The organism is uncultured Rhodococcus sp. (genome assembly GCF_963525155.1).
Lineage (GTDB): Bacteria > Actinomycetota > Actinomycetes > Mycobacteriales > Mycobacteriaceae > Rhodococcus_F > Rhodococcus_F qingshengii.
Window position 1 is genome coordinate 1 of sequence record NZ_CAURKP010000026.1, and the last position, 19133, is coordinate 19133.

Consider the following 19133-nt stretch of genomic DNA (forward strand, 5'->3'; position numbering starts at 1 on the left):
GGGCACAACCATGCCCCGGTGCTTGCTCAATCCAGTATTTACTCAAGACAACGTGATGTCGGCAATCAGGCCGTGGTGATCGGATCCCTCGATCTCGATCCGTTCCAAGGATGTCGCCACGGCGCCTTTCGTGATGATGTGGTCGATACCGACCACCGCCGGATACCGCTTGTCGGTCGGATAGGTCGGGATCAGGCCGGAACCCAATTGGTCGGCGGCGCTGGTGTATCCGTTCGTGAGAAGATTCCGGAACTGTTTGTTCGAGTACGACGCGTTGAAGTCGCCGCTCACTATCACGTTGTCCCGTCCGGCGACTTTGTCCATGTAAGACCCAAGCCTTCGCTGCTCGTCCGCCCACACCGAAGGCGGTGAGATGTACGCCGGTGCCGGATGCACGGCGAACAATGTGACTGGCTGCGCCAAGCCGACATTCAGTTCTGCGGACAGCGTTTCGGGTGAGAATCCGTCGAGGCTAAGCGGATTGGAGAGTGGAAAGCGACTGTAGATTCCTGCCCCGCCACCACCGTCGGTGTACGGGACGAGGAATTGGTGGCTCAGAACCTCGTCAAGCCCGGCGGCTTTGAGCGCGTCGGCTTCCTGGTACGTCAACTCCTGGACCGTCACCACGTCGACCTCGCGTTCGCGGACCATCGCCACAAGCGACTCCGGATCCGCTGCACCGACCATCAAGTTGGCCTGCATGATTCGAATCGATGGACCGTTCGCAGACGTCGACTCCCCAGTTCCGCCGATGTACAGCGGGCTCACAGACCATCCGAACAACCCAAGGACGAGGATCGAGGCGGCGCACACGATCCACTGACGCCCGATACCCGAGACGACGGCACCGATCAGCGGAGCAATCATCAACAAGGGCGCCACTGACGCCAGAACGATCACGATGTTGTGATCGACGTCCAACTGAGTTGCGATCAAGGCAACCAAACCAGTCACGATGCCGGCCACACCGGCCACGGCCGAAAGGCGGCGAAGAACCAGTCGACGAGGGGTCACGGCATCGGGTTGCATGACGTCCATGGAAGCAGAAGAGCGTCATAGCTCCGGGAAACTGCAGGTGGAGTCGGTGCGCCCTATTGTTTGCGCCCTATTGTTGCGGATACGGAAGGTGGCTGCTGCTGTTCTCACTGACGGAGATCGAGCGGCCGAGTTGGGGGAAGGCGCGTTGAGAGCACGCTGGCCTGTCACAGACTTTGCACCCCGCGCCGATCGGCACGATGGTCGCGGGGTCGTCCGTCTGAATTCCGTGTGAGTAGACCATGCGATCGGCGTAGCCGATGTCGCAACCGAGTCCGACGGCGAAGTTGCGCTCGGGTGCGAGGTACCCGAGTCCGCCGCTGTGGGTAGTGCGCGCCACCCAGAGGTATGTCCGGCCGTCGGGCATCTTCGCGACCTGAGTGAGGATGCGACCTGGGCTCGCGAATGCCTCGTGGATGACCCACAGCGGGCAGCTGCCTCCGACTCTGGAGAAGTGAAAGGCGGTAGCAGACTGACGCTTCGAGATGTTTCCGGCGCGATCGGTTCGGACGAAGAAGAAAGGGATGCCGCGTTGGCCGTGTCGTTGGAGAGTGGACAACCGGTGGCAGACTGTCTCGAAGCCGACCTCGAACTTGAGGCTGAGCAGGTCGATGTCGTACCGCAAGGCCTCAGCGGATTGCAGGAATTGGGTGTACGGGAGTAGCAGTGCGCCGGCAAAGTAGTGTGCGAGTCCGACGCGAGCCAGCGCTGCGGACTCAGCACTCAATGATTCATCCTCGGCGACAAGGGAATCGATCACGTCGGCCTGCGTGAAGAAGGCCAACTGCATTGCGATCTGGAACGCGCGTTGTCCTGCCGACAGACGACGGGCGAGTGTGAGGACCGACTTGTTCGGATCGTAGTAACGCTTGGGCCCGAGCTTGTCGGGTTCGTCGGTACGGATCGTCACGGTGACGCCGTGCTGATCGCGAAGTAGTCGTGCCAGTTGCAAATCCACTGCGCCCGCGGACAATCCGTTGTCCAGAAACATCTGCTCGGCAGCGTCGTCCAGAACGGCGATGTGATTCTTTCGGTCGTAGAAGAAGTCCCGAACTTCCTCGTAGGGCATCGGTACGAGTGACACATCGGACGCTGGTTCGCCGGACAACTGCGTCGAGAACTGGTCCAACTGCTCTGTCGCGGCGTGAAGGCGGCGGTGCAACATCACGAGGGTGCGTCCGACCGCCGGCATGCGGGCCACCAATTCGTCCACCTCGGCCAGAGATACGTCTCCAGATTCCGAAGTTTCGGCCAAGGCGTGATGAACGTCCGCAACCAGGCGTGCGTCGGAATCGGAGGCGAAGAATTGCACGTCGAGATCGAACTCGGCGTTGAGCTTGAGAAGGACGGGCACCGTCAGCGGTCGTTGATCGTTCTCCAGTTGATTGACATAGCTGGGGGAGAGTTCGAGTGCCTTCGCCAGTGCGGACTGTGACAGGTTTCGTTCCTCCCGCAGCCGTCGCAGCCGCGCTCCCGCGTACATCTTCTTCATCGAATCTCCTCGGTGCCGATCGCGTTCACCCTACCGAGAAGCTATTCGCAACATTCGCAAGATTGCAGCATTGTCATTGCACAAATAGGCAATTGCGAGGGCCTATCCCGAGGTGAATGAGCTGCGTAGCGTGCAAATAGATACCGAAGAACGTGAGAAGAGGACCGATGAAGACGCATCTCGTACGCACTCACCGCTCTGCCGAAGAGTTCCCCAAGGAAGACCACCTCGCGTGGAAGATCGCGGAAGTTGCGACGGATTCCGTCGACGTCACCGACGCCACATCCGACATGATCGTCAACCGGATCATCGACAACGCGGCAGTTGCCGCAGCTTCCCTGGTACGCCGTCCCGTGGTGAATGCGCGGGCGCAAGCACACTCGCATCCGTATACGCCGGGCTCCACCGTGTTCGGTATCCCCGGTACGTTCTCGCCTGAATGGGCCGCCTGGGCCAACGGTGTCGCGGTTCGTGAACTCGATTTCCACGACACGTTCCTCGCCGCCGAGTACTCGCACCCCGGAGACAACATCCCGCCGATCCTCGCCGTCGCTCAGCACACCAGCCGTGACGGTCGAGACCTGATTCGTGGTCTGGCGACCGGCTACGAGATCCAGATCGACCTGGTTCGGGCTATCTGCCTGCACGAGCACAAGATCGACCACGTCGCACACCTCGGCCCCTCGGCTGCGGCAGGTATCGGAACTTTGCTGGGCCTGGGCACCGAGACGGTCTACCAGGCAATCGGCCAGGCGCTGCACCTCACGACGGCGACACGTCAGTCCCGCAAGGGCGAGATCTCCAGTTGGAAGGCGTACGCGCCTGCGCTGGCAGGCAAGGTTGCCGTAGAGGCGGTCGACCGCGCGATGCGCGGTGAGGGCGCACCGTCACCGATCTGGGAAGGCGAAGACGGCGTCATCGCCTGGTTACTCGGTGGCCCGGACAAGGAGTACCACGTTCCGCTGCCCGGTTCGGGTGAGGCGAAGCGCGCCATCCTCGACTCGTACACCAAAGAACACTCCGCGGAGTACCAGAGCCAGGCGCCGATCGACCTCGCTCGCCGAATGCGTTCTCGTGTCGGTGATCTCGACCAGATCGCGTCGATCGTCCTGCATACCAGTCACCACACCCACGTCGTCATCGGCACCGGTTCCGGCGATCCGCAGAAGTTCGACCCGACCGCCTCGCGTGAAACCCTCGACCACTCGGTGATGTACATCTTTGCCGTTGCGCTACAGGACGGTACGTGGCACCACGAACATTCCTACGCGTCCGAGCGTGCACAGCGCGCGGACACGATCGAGTTGTGGAACAAGATCTCCACGCGCGAAGATCCCGAATGGACACGCCGTTACCACTCGACGGATCCGGACGAGAAGGCTTTCGGTGCTCGCGCCGAGATCACCTTGAAGAGCGGCGAAGTCATCGTCGACGAGCTTGCGGTGGCCGATGCGCACCCGCTCGGCGCACGTCCGTTCGCTCGCGATCAGTACGTCGCGAAATTCCGCACCCTCGCCGAGGGCGTCATCGAGCCGAGCGAACAGGACCGCTTCCTCGATGCGGCTCAGCGCACCGCCGAATTGAAGGCAGGCGAACTCGATCAGCTGACCTTCACCGTTTCCGAAGACGTTCTCGCTCGGGCTCCCAAGGTCGCCAAGGGACTTTTCTGATGTCGGGCCTCATCGCAGCAGCGACGTCTGCAGCCGACAAGCGGATTGCCTTCCGGGCGGGGCTGACGTCCGGAAAGATTCAACGACTCCCGGGTGCGATCAATCCGCTGACAGCCAGACTGATTCAGGAAATCGGGTTCGAGGGTGTCTACGTTTCAGGTGGTGCGTACTCCGCCGGATTGGCGCTTCCCGACATCGGACTGACCACCTTGACCGAGGTCGCCGGCCACAGCAAGCAGATCGCGCGCGTCACGGACCTCCCGACGCTCGTCGACGCCGACACCGGTTTCGGTGAACCTATGAGCGCGGCCCGCACGGTCACGATCTTCGAGGACGACGGAATAGCCGGTCTGCACCTCGAGGACCAGATCAACCCGAAGCGCTGCGGGCACCTCGACGGCAAAGCAATTGTGCCCACCGAAGACATGGTTCGCCGTGTTCGTGCTGCAGTGTCGGCGCGTCGTGACCCGAACTTCGTCATCTGCGCGCGCACCGATGCTGCCGGAATCGACGGTATCGACGCGGCGATCGAGCGAGCAAAGGCCTATGTGGATGCCGGTGCTGATTTGATCTTCACCGAAGCTCTTGCCACCGAAGCAGACTTCGAGAAGTTCCGCGCAGCAGTCGACACTCCGCTCCTCGCCAACATGACCGAGTTCGGGAAGTCGAACCTCATTTCGGCGAAGACATTGGAAGAGATCGGTTTCAACGCCGTCATCTACCCCGTGACCACCCTTCGGCTGGCGATGTTCGCTATCGAAAAGGGTCTGCGCGAGATTTTTGCGGAGGGCACGCAAGAAGGACTGCTCGGCGAAATGCAGCATCGCAGCAGGTTGTACGAGATTCTCGAGTACGAGCGCTACAACGAATTCGACAGTGGCATTTTCAATTTCAGCTTGGAGGGGAGTAGGACATGACCGAACAGATTCCGACGATCTACAAGGGCTTGGCCGGAGTTGTCGTCGATACGACGGCTATCTCCAAGGTAGTGCCCGAGACGAATTCGTTGACGTATCGCGGTTACGCAGTGCAGGACCTTGCCGCGAACTGCAGCTTCGAAGAAGTTGCGCACCTGCTCTGGTACGGCGAACTGCCGACTCCCGAGCAGCTCGAATTACTCTGCCTGCGTGAGCGTGCGGCCCGTCGTGCCGACCGCTCACTGCTCTCACTCCTGACCAAGATGCCGGACAACTGCCACCCCATGGATGTTGTCCGCACGGCGATCAGCTACCTCGGCGCCGAGGATCCGGCGGAGGACGACAACTCGGAGAAGGCCAATCTGGCCAAGGCGCTGCGGATGACGGCTGTGCTGCCGACCATCGTCGCAGCCGATTTCCGCCGCCGGCGCGGTCAGGATCCCATCGCGCCGCAGTCGGACCTGGGTTTCGCCGAAAACTTCTTGAACATGTGTTTCGGTGCTGTTCCGGAGCCGGCGATCGTGAAGGCCTTCGAGGTCTCGCTGATCCTGTACGCGGAGCACTCCTTCAACGCCTCGACGTTCGCCGCTCGTGTTGTGACGTCCACACTTTCGGACATCTACAGCGCAGTGACCGCTGCTATCGGCACGCTCAAGGGCCCGTTGCACGGCGGTGCAAACGAAGCTGTCATGCACGACATGCTCGAGATCGACGACCTCGACCGCGCCGAAGCCTGGATGTCGGAGAAGTTGGCTGCCAAGGAGAAGGTCATGGGCTTCGGGCACCGCGTCTACAAGAACGGTGATTCGCGTGTTCCGACCATGAAGCAGGCCCTCCTCGACGTCGCGGCAGCGACCGACGGCGAGAAGTGGGTGCAGATGTACGAGATCCTCGAGAAGACCATGGTCAGTGCCACCGGAATCAAGCCGAATCTCGATTTCCCCACGGGCCCTGCATATTTCCTCATGGGCTTCGACGTCGAGATGTTCACGCCGATCTTCGTGATGAGCCGCATCACCGGATGGACGGCGCACATCATCGAGCAGGGGCAGTCGAATGCACTGATCAGGCCGCTGAGCCAGTATTCGGGCGTGCCACAGCGCACAGTCGTGGCATGACACTTTTTGCTGTCGTGGCATGACACCCCTTTGATACTGCGTCGGCGAGGTTCGGTTCTGGCATCACCGTCTCCTGGCCTCGTCGACGCTTCTCCGTTCGCACTATCTGCAACTTTGCATCGAGAATTCGCAAAGATATTCAAGTGCAATGTGTTTCGACTTTTCTCCACCGGAAATAACGTGAGTGTCATGACTGAAACGCACGAAGAAATCTTGATCATCCGTCGTGGCGAGACCCTCGACGTCGTGTTCAACCGGCCGGAAAAGCGCAACGCATTGACCCCGCAGATGTACGACGCCATTGCCGGAGCCTGCCGGCGCGCCGACTCCGACCGCGAGATTCGGTTACTCACTCTCCGAGGTGCTGGGGGAGAGGCGTTCTCGGCGGGCTCCGACATTGGCCACTTTCAAACCTTCTCGAGCTTTCAGGACGGGCTCGACTACGAAAGCCGGTTCGTCGGCGTACTGACCGAACTCGAGAAAGTGAGGGTTCCCACCCTCGCGGTCATCGACGGTGTGTGCGCGGGAGCAGGGCTGTTGCTGTCGGCAGCGTGCGATGTGCGGATCGCGACGCAGGGGTCACGCTTCTGCCTACCGATCGCGCGCACACTCGGAAACTCGTTGTCGATCCATTCCGTGGCGTTGCTGGCGGACAGGATCGGCAGTTCGCGTCTGATGTCGTTGATCGCTCGGGCTGGGGTGATGTCGAGTGGCGAGGCTCTGCGGAGCGGCTTCCTCAGCGACTGTGCAACAGAGTCCGAGTTCGCGACCCTGACTGCCCAGGCATCTCGCGATCTACTTGCCGCCGCCCCGATGACCGTCTGGACTATTCGCGAGTCCCTGCGACGCATCAGAACCCGAGTGATTGCCGACAACGATGATCTGATGAGCATGATCTACAGCAGTGACGACTTCAAAGCCGGCGTCGACGGTTTCCTTCGCGGGGAACGACCGGTGTGGGCCGGCGTGTAGTTCGGCGGTAGAACCACAGGCTTGCGTTGGAGCGCGCTCTAACCCCTAGCGTTGCCGACCATGACAACAAAGACCTGGATCATCACTGGAGTTTCTCAGGGTTTCGGCCGTGAACTCGCACTGTCTGCACTTCGATCGGGGGACGCGGTAGTCGCTGCAGTTCGTCGTCCCGAGTCCGTTGCAGATATCGCGTCGGAGCATCCGGACCGGTTCTCGGCGGTGACGTTCGACGTCCGCGACACCGCGGCGGCACCCAGCGTCGTCGAATATGCGCTCGAGCGTTTCGGTCGCATCGACGTGCTGGTCAACAATGCCGGTCGTGGGATGGTCGGCGCGGCGGAGATGGTGGACGATTCGACCTTGCGGGATCTCATGGAACTGCACCTGATCGGACCCGCCGCGTTGGTGCGCGCCGTCCTCCCGTCGATGCGAGTGCAGGGCAGCGGGACGATCGTGCAGATGAGCAGTCAAGGCGGCCGTATGTCGTTTCCCGGTGTCGGGGCGTACTCGGCGTCGAAGTTCGCTCTCGAGGGTTGGTCGGAGGCTCTCGCCGGTGAGGTCGCGCAGTTCGGCGTTCGGGTGATGATCGTCGAGCCCAGCCGATTCCGTACAGCATTCAACACGCCTGGCGTTCTGAGCTTCGCCGAATCATCATCGGAATACCGTGATTTGCTGGATCCCGTTCTGCGGGACATGGCGGCCGCAGACGGTGTTCAGGAGGGTGATCCGGAGAAGGCGGCAGAGATCATCACCTCGCTTGTGCACAGCGAGAAAGTGCCACTTCGTCTGCCACTCGGAAAGGAAGCCGTGGAGCGTGTCTCCGCGTCGTATCGGAAGAATCTCGCCGAGGTATGCGTCTGGGCCGACCTGGCTCGCAGTGCAGACTTCGCGGATGCTGCCGGACCCGTCCGTCCGTTCTAGGCTGAGAAGCATGGCTACCGAAGACTTGATGCGTAAGGCACTCGAGGCACTTGGGGAAGTGGACGGGCCCATGTCGATCGAGGTGATTCACCGACTCGTCGATGCAGGAGACGTTCAGGAGCCGATGTCGATCGCCGAAGTCTCGGACCTGCTGGATGTCTCGGCACATACGCTGCGCTACTACGAGAAGATCGGTCTGGTCGAGGTCGATCGTGACTCGAGCGGACATCGTGTGTACGGTCCGGAATCTGTTCGCAGGCTGGTGTTTCTGACCCGCATGCGTATTTCAGGTATGGCGATTCGCGACCTGCAGCACTACGTCGAACTGGTCGACGCCGGTGAAGGGACAGTTCCGGAGAGGCTCGACATGCTGCTCGAGCACCGGGACACCGTTCGTCGGCAGATCAAGGAGCTCACGTTGTCTTTGGCTGCGACGGAGTACAAGATTGCGACGTACGGCGGGCGGACCGGAGAGCAGGAGTAACCCCGATTACTTGCCCGGCATTCGATTCAGCCCGCTTTCCATGGATACTGCCAGTCGCTCGAGTGCGGCAAGGACCTTCCCCCGGTCCCGGCCGAGTTGGGTGAACAATTCACCGTGAGCGGCGAGTTCGCGAGGAAAGACGTCGTCGACGACAGCGTTTCCCTGGACCGTCATCGTGATCAGTGCAGATCGCCTGTCTTCGGGATTGCTTGTGCGGGAGACGAGTCCTCGCTTCTCGAGTCGCGCGAGTGCCTTGCCGACCCCGGCCCGAGACATACCGAGGCGTTCGGCGAGACGAATCGCGGTGACCGGTTCCTCGGCGTATCGCAGTGGCACAAGCAGTTCCACTTCCGACACGGTGAGATCCGCGGTTTGGTATACCGGTTCGACTGCTAGTTCGAGAAGCGCCGTAATCCGTTTGAGTTGCGCGACTACTTCCATGGGCGAGGTGTCGAGGTCGGGATTGTTTTCGGCCCAGAGGTTGCAGGTACGGGAGCGGAGTGTTGGTTCGTTCACGATTCCTCAACTTTGTTAACCGGTAAACAAATTTGCTAGATTGCCAGAATAGCCCACCGTCTCGGGTGGGACGATCTGCGGACTGGGGGAGCACATGAGGTTCGACGTGGTGATTGTCGGTGGCGGTGCGGCGGGGTTGAGTGCCGCGCTTGTTCTGGCTCGGGCTCGGCGGCGAGTGATGATCGTCGATGCAGGTAACCCGCGCAATGGTGTCTCCGAGCACCTGCACGGGTACCTGACGCGTGATGGTGAGAGTCCTACGCAATTACTTGCGGCCGGCCGCAAGGAGGTTCTCTATTACGGCGGCGAAATGACGACTGGCACCGCAATCCGAATCGAGCGCGCGGACGACGGTGGATTTCTTGTGCAAACCGACGCGACTGCGTCGCTGGAGGCACGGACTGTTCTGGTTGCTACTGGGTTACGTGACGAGCTGCCGAACATCGCTGGGCTGCACGATCGCTGGGGCGTCGACGTTCTGCATTGTCCCTACTGTCACGGGTACGAGGTTCGAGATTCCCCGATCGGTGTGCTCGGTGGTCACAACAGGCCGTTCACCATTCATCAGGCGTCGTTGGTGCGTCAATGGTCGGAGGATGTCGTCTTCTTTCCGAATCGCATCGAGCTGACCGGAGCCGAACGGGAGCGGCTGATTGCCAGGGGGATTCGCATTGTCGAAGGTGACGTGGCCGGGGTTTCGGTTGGCGATGGTCGATTGGACGGCGTCGAACTGGCCTCCGGTCAGGTGATTCCGCGAAGCGTAGTGTTTGTCGGCCCACAATTTGTTCCGCGAGGCGATCTGTTGACTGACCTGGGGTGTGAAGCCGACGAAAATGGTTGGGTGGTAACTGATCCTGCGGGGAGTACCAGCGTGCCTGGAGCCTGGGCCGCGGGGAATGTGTCGGATTCGCCGGCGCAGTTGATCACCGCCGCCGCTGCCGGATCAAAGGCTGCGATTGCACTGAATCACTATCTGCTCGAGCAGGATATCGTGCGAGCGGTGGCGATCGCAGCCGAACTTCAGCCGAGTGAAACCGGAAGCAGCCCTCGCGGGGTCTCCTGAGCGATCTGGTCCAGCGCCGACTCCAGTGTCGGAAACTGATAGCGGAAGTTGTTGTCCGCGAGCACTCCTGGCGCTACCCAGCGGCTCTTGAGCACCAACTCGGCCTCGGTGCGGATGACCCGAGCTCCGAACTCCAGCATCCAGCCGGGTGTGGGCAAACCGTACCGTCGACCCAACGCTGCGCGCACCTGTCGCATCATCTCGTCATTGGTCACCGGGTACGGGGATGCGATGTTGACCGGGCCTGAGATCTCCGGATGCTCGTAGATGTGGATGATCGAGCGAACGACATCGGCAATGTGAATCCAGCTGAACATTTGTCGTCCGTCGCCCATCCTGCCGCCGAAGCCCATTCGGGAGAGGTTGACGAACGGGTTGATCGCCCCGCCGCCCGCGCCGAGGACGATCGACATCCGAAGTGCCACTTTGCGAACGGGTGTTGGTGCCGAGAACAATTCGTGTTCCCACGCTCGCGCGACCGCTACGGAGAATCCCTTACCCAGCTCTCCGTTCTTCTCGTCCATCGGTCGATCTCGTGCGTCTCGGTAGATCGTGCCGGTACTGGCATTCGCCCAGAGTGAGGGTGGCTGCGGCGTGCGGGTCAGCGCACGACCCAACAGTGCAGTCGTTTCCACTCGGGAGGAGAAGATGTCGTCGGCATTGCGCTTGTTGTAGCGGCAGCTCACGGAGCGGCCGGCGAGGTTGACGAGCAGATCCGTGCCGCTGAGTACATCGGCGACGCCGTGCTCGTCGGACCACGTGGCATCGCTCGTTCCTCCCCGGCCGATCGTCCGAACGTCGACCCCGTTGGATTCGAGCGTTCGAAGAAGGTGTTGGCCCACGTAACCCGACGCACCACAGACAACAACGGTCTTCATGGTTTTGTGTTCCCCTCTGCAGAAACGACTTTTGTCATCAGGGCGGCGACATCGCCGACCAGACCTCGTGCCACTGGCAGCCGGGCGAGGGTGAGCGCTTTCGCGATGATCGGTACCAGGCCGTCGACCAGGGAACGGGTGCGCGCTTGCCCCGGAGACGAGTCGGTAACCCAGTGCAGCGTCACGCCCAGATAGCTGAGCCACAAGAGCGTGGGGAGCTGGGTCTCCAATGACGACGGCGTCCGCTGCTTCGACGCCGCCAGTGCTTCACGCATCAGATCGACGGCCATCGATCTCGCATCGGTCGACTCGGCCGAGAACGGGCTGGACTGTGATGTGGTGGGCAGGGCAACGTGCAGAAACGTGCTGCCGAAGCCGTGATAGGGGCCCATGACATCGAGCCCGGTGTGCAGGACAATCCTGAGATTTTCTGTCAGTGACCCACCTTCGCGAAGGAGTGGAAGCGCCCGCGCGCGGTGATCGCGTTGGATGACGAGATACAGCTCGTGAACCAGTTCGTCTTTACTGGCGAAGTAGTAGTAGGCATTCCCGAGCGAGACCTCTGCCTCATTTGCGATCTTGCGCATGGTCGTCGCTGCGAAGCCCTCGTCGCGGAAGAGCCGCAATGCTGTTTCCACCAGCTTTTCCCTGGTCTCGATCCCGCGACTACTCATCGACACTCCTTCTTTGAACATGTTCAAGTGCAGCGTACGCCCTGCAGTTGAACACGTTCAAGAGTGGATCTGTTGCGTGAAAGATAATAAGCGCGCATACTAAATCCATGATTGAGATTGTGAGCGGTTCGCCAGGTGGTCGGCGATGAACGCATGGTTGGGAGTTGTGTCCGCCGAACATGTGCGTCGCGCAGTGGATTTCGGTATCGCACAGATCGGGCACGGAAAGAGAGCCGGATTGGCACGGATGAAAGCAGGTGACGTGCTGGTCTACTATTCGCCGGTCGAGTCCATTGGTGATCGAGATCCGTTGCGCGAGTTCACAGCTCTCGGTGTGATCGAAGAGGGTGAGATCTGGCAGGCGGACGAGGGGTGCTTCAAGCCGTTTCGGCGTCGAGTGCGATACGAGCAGTTCACGCCCGTTCCACTCGGCGATGTGCGGAGTCGATTGGCGCTGACCTCGGCACCGAATTGGGGGTATCAACTCCGGCGTGGCTTGATTCCGTTGGATGACAACGACGTCGAGGTTCTGCGTTCGACGACGAGCTGACACACTGGCGCTGTGGCGAAGAAACTGGAAACCGACTTCGAGGACGCGGACGAGAGTCCCGGTCTGATGTTGTGGCGTGTCACCAATGCTTGGCAAGCCTCGATTCGCGCGGCGCTGCGACCTTTCGACCTGACCCACGTGCAGTTCGTTCTGCTCGCAGCACTGACCTGGCTGGATGCAGAGACGCCGATAACTCAACGCGGTCTTGCCGAGTACGCGCGCACCGACCCGATGATGACATCGCAGGTGGTACGGACCCTCGAATCCAAGGGGTTTGTGGAACGCCGTCCACATCCGACCGATGCTCGGGCACGCTCGGTGGTGGTGACCCAGGCGGGTGCGGCCCTGGCCGGCAAGGCAAACCGTGCGGTGGAAGCATCGGATCGGGAATTCTTTGCCGCTCTCGGGGATCGTCAGGCGGCCTTCGTTGCGATGCTCGGCGTGCTCGACCGAAAGTAGCGACCTACAGTTTTCAGGGGATTACTCTGAAGTGCGCTGCAGCAGTGCATATTTGACGTCCAGCCCGTCCAGTAGGGATTCCAGCGCGAGTTCGAAACTGGCACCGTCGATTTCCGCAGCACGCTCACGCAACAGATGTGCTCGCGTGAGGTGCGGGTAGCGCTCGGCGTAGATCGCAGGATCGTCCACGAATCCGCCGGAGAACGTCGCCGTCGCAGCACCCATGACCACGTACTTGACGGAAGCGCCGATCAGCGTTGCCGTGCGCTGCGGCCATCCGGCGCGCACCAGGCCGCCGTGGATGGCGTTCGCGCGATCGAGGGCGATGGGCCTGACGCTCGGACCGTAGGCCAGATAGGGAACGATGTTGGGATGCTTGCCCAGGGCAGCGTGGTAGGACCGCGCCCACGTACGCAGCGCGCCGCGCCAATCGTCGGAGTCGAAGCCGCTCACGTCGACGGACTCCATGATGACGTTCGCGACGTCGTCGAGTAACTCGTCCTTGTTGGCGTAATGGCTGTACAGCGACGGTGCCTGTACGCCGAGAACAGTGGCGAGTTTGCGCATCGAGAAGTCGGTCAAACCGTGCTCGTCCACCAGTTTCAGGGCGGTGTCCCTGATGATCGGCTTACTCAGTAGTGGAACCCGCGGTCGCGCCATCGGCCAGAACCCTTTCGTCTGAAAGTACTGGACAACCTTACACTGTGAGTTTATTATCCAATTAACCTAACAGTGTTCGGGGACGTGGAGGATCAGATGACACGGGTGTTCGAGAACAAGTCCGATCTCCTGGGGGCGGTCGGTGAAACGCTGGGCTCGAGCGAGTGGGTCGAGGTCACCCGCGAGATGGTCCATCAATTTGCCGACGCGACCGGTGACCATCAGTGGATTCATGTCGACGACGAAAGAGCCAGGCGCGAATCACCTTTCGGTGGACCAATTGCGCACGGGTATCTGACGCTCTCACTCCTGCCGCTTCTGTCGAAGTCCGTGTATCGCATCGACGGCGCGAAAATGGTCATCAACTACGGGTCCGACAAGGTTCGATTCCCGAGTCCGGTGCCAGTCGGGGCCAAGGTTCGAAATACCGCAGTGCTCTCCGCAATCGAAGAATTGCCGAACGGTTCACTACAGAGTCAGATCACCAACACCGTCGAGATCGAAGGCGTGGGCAAACCTGCCGTCGTTGCGCAGACCGTCGCACGAATCTTGTTCTGAAATCCTGCAAGAAGAAAGCAGACTCCACATGAATCTCGAACTGACCACTGAGGAAGTTGCGTTCCGCGAGGAGATGCGAAAGTTCTTCACCACCGAATTCTCGCCCGAACTTCGAGCACGTGCAGCCGGATTCGGAAAGCTGACTCGTGAGGACATCGTTGCGGGTCAACAGATTCTGAACGCACACGGGTTGGCGGTTCCACACTGGCCGGTCGAATGGGGTGGCAAGGACTGGACTCCGGTTCAGCGCCACATCTATTCCGAGGAAATGCAGTTGGCGTCGGTACCCAACCCATTGCCGTTCAACGTGAGCATGGTTGGGCCCGTTATCGCTGCCTTCGGTTCGCAGGAGCAGAAGGAGAAATTTCTCCCCGCTACGGCCAACGCCGATATCTGGTGGTGCCAGGGTTTTTCGGAACCAGAAGCCGGTTCGGATCTCGCTTCACTCAAGACGGCCGCTGTCCGTGACGGCGCGGATTACATTGTCAACGGTCAGAAGACGTGGACTACTCTCGCTCAGCACGCCGAGTGGATCTTCTGTCTGGTTCGCACAGATGCCAGTGCCCAGAAGCGGCAGGCAGGAATTTCGTTCTTGCTCATCGATCTGGCAACTCCCGGCATCACGGTTCGCCCCATCAAACTGATCGACGGCAGCGTCGAGGTCAACGAGGTGTTCTTCGACAACGTCCGCGTCCCTGCGGAGAATCTTGTCGGCGAGGAGAACATGGGCTGGGACTACGCCAAGTTCCTGCTCGGCAACGAACGCACGGGGGTCACACGGGTCGGGTTCTCCAAAACCCTTGTCGCCACGGCAAAAGAGAAGGCGCGGGAGGTCCGCGTCGGAAAAGGCACACTCCTCGAGGATCCGTTGTTCGCGGCTCGGTTGGCTGAGTTGGAAAACGAACTGCTTGCACTGGATCTGACTCAACTGCGAGTTGTGGCGAGTTCGGCAGACGGAAAGCCGAATCCGGCATCGTCGCTGCTCAAGCTCCGTGGCTCCGAATTGCAGCAGGCGGCAACGGAATTGCTGATGGATGTTGCGGGTCCGGACTCGTTGCCGGTGAACACGGCCGAGATCGACTCGCCGGAGTGGGCGCAGCAGGCGGCGCCGCGCTACCTGAACTACCGGAAGGTTTCCATCTACAGCGGATCAAGTGAGGTGCAGCGCTCCATCATTGCCTCCTCGATCCTCGGATTGTGAGCATCTGACATGAATTTCGAACTCGACGACGAGCAGACGATGCTTCGCGACACGACGCGTGAATTGCTCAACCGCAGCTACGACGCGGAGAAGCGCAACGCCACCTCGGCTACTGACGAGGGATGGAATGCCGCGGTGTGGAAGCAGTTCGCGGAGCTCGGGCTGCTCGGCCTGCCGTTCGCGGAGGCTGACGGCGGAATGGGCGCTGGACCGGTCGAGACCATGGTCGTGATGACCGAACTGGGCCGTGCGCTTGCACCCGAGCCGTACTTGGGTGGTGTTCTGATCCCCGGCGGTTTGATCGCGGCTGTCGGTTCGGCAGATCAGCGGGCGCGGCTCCTGCCGGCGCTCAGCGACGGGACCACTCTGTCGGCCTTCGCGCATACGGAACCCGGCACGCGCTGGCCGGTCGCCACCGTCACGACCACGGCGTCGCAGTCGGGATCGGGATCGGGGTGGACTATCACCGGCGTCAAGAACCCGGTCCTGCAGGGCGACAGCGCGCACGTCGTGATCGTCAGCGCCGCACTTCCAGACGGGGGCACCGGGCTCTTTCTGGTAGATGCGGAAAGCGCGGGTGTCTCATGGAGCAAATACGCAACTCACGACGGCCGTCGCGGTGCGCAGTTCACGTTCACCGATGCCGCGGCCGAACAGCTTGGTGAGGGCGGCGATGTCACGGAGGCGATCGTCGAAGCAGAGGTTCGGGCGCAGGCAGCTCTGTGCGCCGAGGCGATCGGGATCATGACCGAAGCTCTGCGACTGACGACGGAATACCTGAAGCAGCGCAAGCAGTTCGGTGTTCCGCTCGCGAAGTTCCAGACGCTGACTCATCGTGCGGCCGACATGTACGTGGCGCTCGAACTGGCGAGCAGCATGAGTCTGTACGCCACCATGGCCATCGCCGACGGAGTGATCGATCCGACCATCGCGTCGCGAGCGAAGCTGTCTGTCGGTCGCGCCGCGCATCAGATCGGTCAGGAAGCAATTCAGATGCACGGTGGTATCGGTATGACAGCCGAGTATCCGGTCGGGCACTACGTCTCACGGCTGGTGGCCATCGAACACACTTTGGGCGCATCTGACGATCACCTCAGGGTGCTGGCCGCCGGCGTCTCGAACTATTCGATGGTGAACGTCACCGAGTAGATCGGTGGTGAAGATAACGGGAGGTCACGCGCAGGTCGCGTGGCCTCCCTTGTCTGTGCGGGGGCCGACCCGCGGTATTCGCGGTCAAGTAAAATTCCTGTGATCAGTCCGAGAAGAGAAAGGGATCGAAGTGACCGCGCATACCGAGCAGCTCGAGTTCCAAGCAGAAACACGTCAGCTGCTGGATCTGATGGTTCATTCAATCTATACGAACAAGGACAGCTTCCTTCGTGAGTTGATCTCCAACGCTTCGGACGCGCTGGACAAGCTCCGCCTCGAGTCTTACCAGGACAAAGACCTCAACGTCGACGTCTCCGATCTGCATATCGAGATCGACATCGACAAGGCAGCACGCACCCTGACCATCCGCGACAACGGCATCGGCATGTCGCGTGACGAGGTCGTCGACCTGATCGGCACGCTCGCCAAGTCCGGCACCGCCGAGGTCCGTCGCAAGCTCAAGGAAGCCAAGGATGCAGCGGCATCCGAAGAACTGATCGGTCAGTTCGGCATCGGCTTCTACTCCACGTTCATGGTCGCGGACAAGGTCACGCTGCTGACCCGCCGCGCCGGTGAAGATCACGCGACGCGCTGGGAATCGACCGGCGAAGGCACGTACACGCTCGAGCATGTGAACGAGGCGCCTCAGGGTAGCTCCGTGACCCTGCACCTGATGCCCGAGGATTCCGAGAACGGCCTGCACGACTACACGTCGGAATGGAAGATCAAGGAACTGGTCAAGAAGTACTCCGACTTCATCGCGTGGCCTATCCGCATGGATGTCGCTCGTACGTCGACGCCGGCCGAGGGCGAGGAGCCCGAGGTCACCATCGAGACCGAGACGATCAACTCGATGAAGGCTCTGTGGACTCGCGCCAAGGACGAGGTGTCCGAGGACGAGTACAAGGAGTTCTACAAGCACGTCAGCCACGCCTGGGACGAGCCTCTCGAGGTCATCCCGATGAAGGCCGAAGGTACTTTCGAATACCAAGCGCTGCTGTTCATTCCGTCGACGGCGCCGTTCGATCTCTTCATGCGTGAGCGCAAGGCCGGCATCCACCTCTACGTCAAGCGCGTCTTCATCATGGACGACTGCGAAGAGTTGGTGCCCGATTACCTGCGCTTCGTCAAGGGCGTGGTCGACGCACAAGACCTCTCGCTCAACGTCTCTCGTGAAATTCTGCAGCAGGACCGGCAGATCGCTGCCATCCGTCGTCGTCTGACCAAGAAGGTCCTCTCGACCATCAAGGACATGAAGGCGAACGAGCCGGAGAAGTACTCGACCTTCTGGACCGAGTTCGGACGCGCGCTCAAGGAAGGCCTGATGGCCGATGCCGACAACCGCAAGACGCTGCTCGACATCTCGTCCTTCGCCTCGACCAACAGCGAAGAGGGCGTGACCACTCTCGCCGAGTACGTGGAGCGCATGAAGGACGGTCAGGAACAGATCTACTTCATGACCGGCGAATCTCGTCACCTCATCGAAGGCTCGCCGCACATGGAGGCTTTCAAGGCCAAGGGCCTCGAGGTTCTGGTACTTACCGATCCCGTGGACGAGATGTGGGTCGACGCAGTCTCGGACTTCGACGGCAAGACCTTCCAGTCGATCGCCAAGGGCGAGGTCGACCTCGACACCGAGGACGAGAAGAAGGCGGCCGAGGCCGAGCGCGAAGAGAAGGAAAAGGAATTCGGCGCGCTACTGACGTGGCTGACCGAAACCCTGTCCGACGACATCAAGGAAACGCGTCTCTCGACGCGCCTGACCACGTCGGCTGCCTGCATCGTCGGCGACGCGTTCAGCATGTCTCCGACGCTCGAGAAGATGTACAAGGCTTCGGGTCAGCCTGTTCCACACAGCAAGCGCATTCTCGAGCTCAACCCGGAGCATCCGCTTGTCTCGGGTCTGCGGGAGGCGCAGGCCGCCAATGACAATGCAGAGAACCTGACGGAGACGGCTCAGTTGCTCTACGGCATGGCGTTGCTTGCCGAGGGCGGTGAACTGAGCGATCCGGCGCACTTCACGCGCCTGCTGGCCGATCGTTTGGCTCGCACAGTCTGATCTCGTCTAGCTCGCTCGAACTCCCGGCACTCACCTTCATCGGTGGGTGCCGGGAGTTTTTTCTTGATCGTTTTCTAATGAGGACCGTTTCTGTCCGCAATAACTTCTAACGTAGTTCTCACAGGGCACGAACCCACGAGCGAAGGAAAACATCATGAACGCACCGATCACCACCGTCACCGGCGAGCGCGCGGATCTCCTCGAGAGCCTGCGTCGGCATCGTGAATTCCTTCTTTTCACTGTCAAGGACCTCACCGACGAGCAGGCTGCTTCGAGGCCGACCGTGAGCGAACTGTGCCTCGGCGGATTGATCAAGCATGTGGGTCAGGCGGAAAAGGGATGGGTCGACTTCATTCTGGAAGGGCCGGCCGGACTTGGTGGGGACTTCGACCCGACCCAGTGGTCGGAAGAGATGCAACAGGAACGGGCGAACGAATTCGCGATGGTCGAGGGTGAAACCTTGGCAGGCATCGTTTCCGAGTACGAGGGGATCGCGGCCAGGACCGACGAGTTGGTGGCCTCGCTGGACAGCCTCGACATCTCGCATCCACTGCCGTCGGCGCCGTGGTTCGAAGCGGGAGCTCGCTGGTCAGCGCGGCGCGCATTGCTGCACATCATCGCCGAGACGGCCCAGCATGCGGGCCACGCGGACATGCTTCGCGAAGCCATCGACGGTTCCAAGACGATGGGTTGATGGATGGATTGATCCACCGGGATGTTTACACATCACACAAATATGTAACACTAGTGTCTATGA

20 protein-coding genes are annotated in these 19133 nt (G+C 60.9%); 14 read left to right on the forward strand and 6 right to left on the reverse strand.

The genetic code is table 11. The features are described 5' to 3' along the window. Nucleotides 1-42: 42 nt before the first annotated feature. A complete protein-coding gene (locus RWT78_RS08555; RefSeq protein WP_217017827.1) occupies nt 43-1038 on the reverse strand; it encodes an endonuclease/exonuclease/phosphatase family protein in 996 nt (331 codons plus the stop codon). A gap of 67 nt (nt 1039-1105) precedes the next feature. Continuing rightward, nucleotides 1106-2527, reverse strand: coding sequence for a short-chain fatty acyl-CoA regulator family protein (locus tag RWT78_RS08560; RefSeq protein ID WP_314675307.1), 1422 nt, complete (start codon nt 2525-2527; stop codon nt 1106-1108). Between the two features lie 167 nt (nt 2528-2694). Here RWT78_RS08560 and prpD point away from each other — a divergent pair, with 167 nt between their 5' ends. The 6 genes from prpD to RWT78_RS08590 all read left to right on the forward strand — a co-directional run bounded on the left by prpD (nt 2695) and on the right by RWT78_RS08590 (nt 8609). Continuing rightward, a complete protein-coding gene (prpD, locus tag RWT78_RS08565) occupies nt 2695-4197 on the forward strand; it encodes a 2-methylcitrate dehydratase PrpD (protein ID WP_063315793.1) in 1503 nt (500 codons plus the stop codon). After that, entirely contained in the window at nt 4197-5114 is a 918-nt protein-coding gene (gene prpB / locus RWT78_RS08570; protein ID WP_042448311.1) for a methylisocitrate lyase, read from the forward strand. The genes prpD and prpB overlap by 1 nt, the downstream gene beginning before the upstream one ends. Then, nucleotides 5111-6232, forward strand: a complete 1122-nt coding sequence (locus tag RWT78_RS08575; protein ID WP_314675308.1) for a bifunctional 2-methylcitrate synthase/citrate synthase — start codon at nt 5111-5113, stop codon at nt 6230-6232. The genes prpB and RWT78_RS08575 overlap by 4 nt, the downstream gene beginning before the upstream one ends. A 189-nt stretch (nt 6233-6421) precedes the next feature. Beyond that, a complete protein-coding gene (locus tag RWT78_RS08580; protein WP_314675310.1) occupies nt 6422-7204 on the forward strand; it encodes an enoyl-CoA hydratase in 783 nt (260 codons plus the stop codon). A 60-nt stretch (nt 7205-7264) separates the two neighbouring features. Beyond that, nucleotides 7265-8125 (forward strand): SDR family NAD(P)-dependent oxidoreductase, encoded by an 861-nt coding sequence (locus tag RWT78_RS08585; RefSeq protein ID WP_314675311.1) that lies wholly within the window; start codon nt 7265-7267, stop codon nt 8123-8125. A 10-nt stretch (nt 8126-8135) separates the two neighbouring features. Further along, a complete protein-coding gene (locus RWT78_RS08590) occupies nt 8136-8609 on the forward strand; it encodes a MerR family transcriptional regulator (RefSeq protein ID WP_030538051.1) in 474 nt (157 codons plus the stop codon). 6 nt (nt 8610-8615) lie between these two features. Here the strand turns inward: RWT78_RS08590 and RWT78_RS08595 are convergent, their stop codons facing one another. After that, complete coding sequence (locus RWT78_RS08595) at nt 8616-9125, reverse strand: MarR family winged helix-turn-helix transcriptional regulator (protein ID WP_151098213.1); 510 nt, start codon at nt 9123-9125, stop codon at nt 8616-8618. A 94-nt stretch (nt 9126-9219) separates the two neighbouring features. Here RWT78_RS08595 and RWT78_RS08600 point away from each other — a divergent pair, with 94 nt between their 5' ends. Continuing rightward, on the forward strand, nt 9220-10188 hold the full coding sequence (locus RWT78_RS08600) for an NAD(P)/FAD-dependent oxidoreductase (RefSeq protein WP_314675314.1): 969 nt from the start codon (nt 9220-9222) through the stop codon (nt 10186-10188). Here RWT78_RS08600 and RWT78_RS08605 read toward each other — a convergent pair. Both RWT78_RS08605 and RWT78_RS08610 read right to left on the reverse strand, forming a co-directional pair. Continuing rightward, on the reverse strand, nt 10146-11066 hold the full coding sequence (locus tag RWT78_RS08605) for a TIGR01777 family oxidoreductase (RefSeq protein WP_314675315.1): 921 nt from the start codon (nt 11064-11066) through the stop codon (nt 10146-10148). The genes RWT78_RS08600 and RWT78_RS08605 overlap by 43 nt on opposite strands. After that, nucleotides 11063-11740: a TetR family transcriptional regulator gene (locus tag RWT78_RS08610; RefSeq protein WP_314675317.1), complete on the reverse strand. Its 678-nt coding sequence runs from the start codon at nt 11738-11740 to the stop codon at nt 11063-11065. Before RWT78_RS08610 ends, RWT78_RS08605 begins: the two co-directional genes overlap by 4 nt. Nucleotides 11741-11885: 145 nt before the next feature. Here RWT78_RS08610 and RWT78_RS08615 point away from each other — a divergent pair, with 145 nt between their 5' ends. Further along, nucleotides 11886-12290, forward strand: coding sequence for an EVE domain-containing protein (locus tag RWT78_RS08615; RefSeq protein ID WP_314675319.1), 405 nt, complete (start codon nt 11886-11888; stop codon nt 12288-12290). A gap of 12 nt (nt 12291-12302) precedes the next feature. Further along, complete coding sequence (locus tag RWT78_RS08620) at nt 12303-12749, forward strand: MarR family transcriptional regulator (RefSeq protein WP_314675321.1); 447 nt, start codon at nt 12303-12305, stop codon at nt 12747-12749. A gap of 21 nt (nt 12750-12770) precedes the next feature. Here the strand turns inward: RWT78_RS08620 and RWT78_RS08625 are convergent, their stop codons facing one another. Further along, the gene (locus RWT78_RS08625) at nt 12771-13409 is read right to left on the reverse strand and encodes a TetR family transcriptional regulator (protein WP_314675323.1); all 639 of its coding nucleotides are present in this window, start codon (nt 13407-13409) and stop codon (nt 12771-12773) included. A gap of 96 nt (nt 13410-13505) precedes the next feature. Here RWT78_RS08625 and RWT78_RS08630 point away from each other — a divergent pair, with 96 nt between their 5' ends. The 5 genes from RWT78_RS08630 to RWT78_RS08650 all read left to right on the forward strand — a co-directional run bounded on the left by RWT78_RS08630 (nt 13506) and on the right by RWT78_RS08650 (nt 19070). Further along, nucleotides 13506-13967 (forward strand): MaoC family dehydratase, encoded by a 462-nt coding sequence (locus tag RWT78_RS08630; protein WP_042453553.1) that lies wholly within the window; start codon nt 13506-13508, stop codon nt 13965-13967. A gap of 28 nt (nt 13968-13995) precedes the next feature. Continuing rightward, nucleotides 13996-15168 carry an acyl-CoA dehydrogenase family protein gene (locus RWT78_RS08635; RefSeq protein WP_314675326.1) on the forward strand — a complete coding sequence of 391 codons (1173 nt, stop codon included), beginning with the start codon at nt 13996-13998 and terminating at the stop codon, nt 15166-15168. 9 nt (nt 15169-15177) lie between these two features. Further along, a complete protein-coding gene (locus RWT78_RS08640) occupies nt 15178-16317 on the forward strand; it encodes an acyl-CoA dehydrogenase family protein (RefSeq protein WP_007731347.1) in 1140 nt (379 codons plus the stop codon). A 130-nt stretch (nt 16318-16447) separates the two neighbouring features. After that, entirely contained in the window at nt 16448-18376 is a 1929-nt protein-coding gene (gene htpG / locus RWT78_RS08645; RefSeq protein ID WP_314675330.1) for a molecular chaperone HtpG, read from the forward strand. 154 nt (nt 18377-18530) lie between these two features. Continuing rightward, complete coding sequence (locus RWT78_RS08650) at nt 18531-19070, forward strand: DinB family protein (RefSeq protein ID WP_165638907.1); 540 nt, start codon at nt 18531-18533, stop codon at nt 19068-19070. Nucleotides 19071-19133 lie beyond the last annotated feature (63 nt).

Excerpts from the sequence above, each read along its gene's own strand:
- RWT78_RS08555 (WP_217017827.1), bottom strand. The coding sequence starts at position 1,038 with ATGGACGTCATGCAACCCGATGCCGTGACCCCTCGTCGACTGGTTCTT.
- RWT78_RS08560 (WP_314675307.1), bottom strand. The coding sequence starts at position 2,527 with ATGAAGAAGATGTACGCGGGAGCGCGGCTGCGACGGCTGCGGGAGGAA.
- prpD (WP_063315793.1), top strand. The coding sequence starts at position 2,695 with ATGAAGACGCATCTCGTACGCACTCACCGCTCTGCCGAAGAGTTCCCC.
- prpB (WP_042448311.1), top strand. The coding sequence starts at position 4,197 with ATGTCGGGCCTCATCGCAGCAGCGACGTCTGCAGCCGACAAGCGGATT.
- RWT78_RS08575 (WP_314675308.1), top strand. The coding sequence starts at position 5,111 with ATGACCGAACAGATTCCGACGATCTACAAGGGCTTGGCCGGAGTTGTC.
- RWT78_RS08580 (WP_314675310.1), top strand. The coding sequence starts at position 6,422 with ATGACTGAAACGCACGAAGAAATCTTGATCATCCGTCGTGGCGAGACC.
- RWT78_RS08585 (WP_314675311.1), top strand. The coding sequence starts at position 7,265 with ATGACAACAAAGACCTGGATCATCACTGGAGTTTCTCAGGGTTTCGGC.
- RWT78_RS08590 (WP_030538051.1), top strand. The coding sequence starts at position 8,136 with ATGGCTACCGAAGACTTGATGCGTAAGGCACTCGAGGCACTTGGGGAA.
- RWT78_RS08600 (WP_314675314.1), top strand. The coding sequence starts at position 9,220 with ATGAGGTTCGACGTGGTGATTGTCGGTGGCGGTGCGGCGGGGTTGAGT.
- RWT78_RS08605 (WP_314675315.1), bottom strand. The coding sequence starts at position 11,066 with ATGAAGACCGTTGTTGTCTGTGGTGCGTCGGGTTACGTGGGCCAACAC.
- RWT78_RS08610 (WP_314675317.1), bottom strand. The coding sequence starts at position 11,740 with ATGAGTAGTCGCGGGATCGAGACCAGGGAAAAGCTGGTGGAAACAGCA.
- RWT78_RS08615 (WP_314675319.1), top strand. The coding sequence starts at position 11,886 with ATGAACGCATGGTTGGGAGTTGTGTCCGCCGAACATGTGCGTCGCGCA.
- RWT78_RS08625 (WP_314675323.1), bottom strand. The coding sequence starts at position 13,409 with ATGGCGCGACCGCGGGTTCCACTACTGAGTAAGCCGATCATCAGGGAC.
- RWT78_RS08630 (WP_042453553.1), top strand. The coding sequence starts at position 13,506 with ATGACACGGGTGTTCGAGAACAAGTCCGATCTCCTGGGGGCGGTCGGT.
- RWT78_RS08635 (WP_314675326.1), top strand. The coding sequence starts at position 13,996 with ATGAATCTCGAACTGACCACTGAGGAAGTTGCGTTCCGCGAGGAGATG.
- RWT78_RS08640 (WP_007731347.1), top strand. The coding sequence starts at position 15,178 with ATGAATTTCGAACTCGACGACGAGCAGACGATGCTTCGCGACACGACG.
- RWT78_RS08650 (WP_165638907.1), top strand. The coding sequence starts at position 18,531 with ATGAACGCACCGATCACCACCGTCACCGGCGAGCGCGCGGATCTCCTC.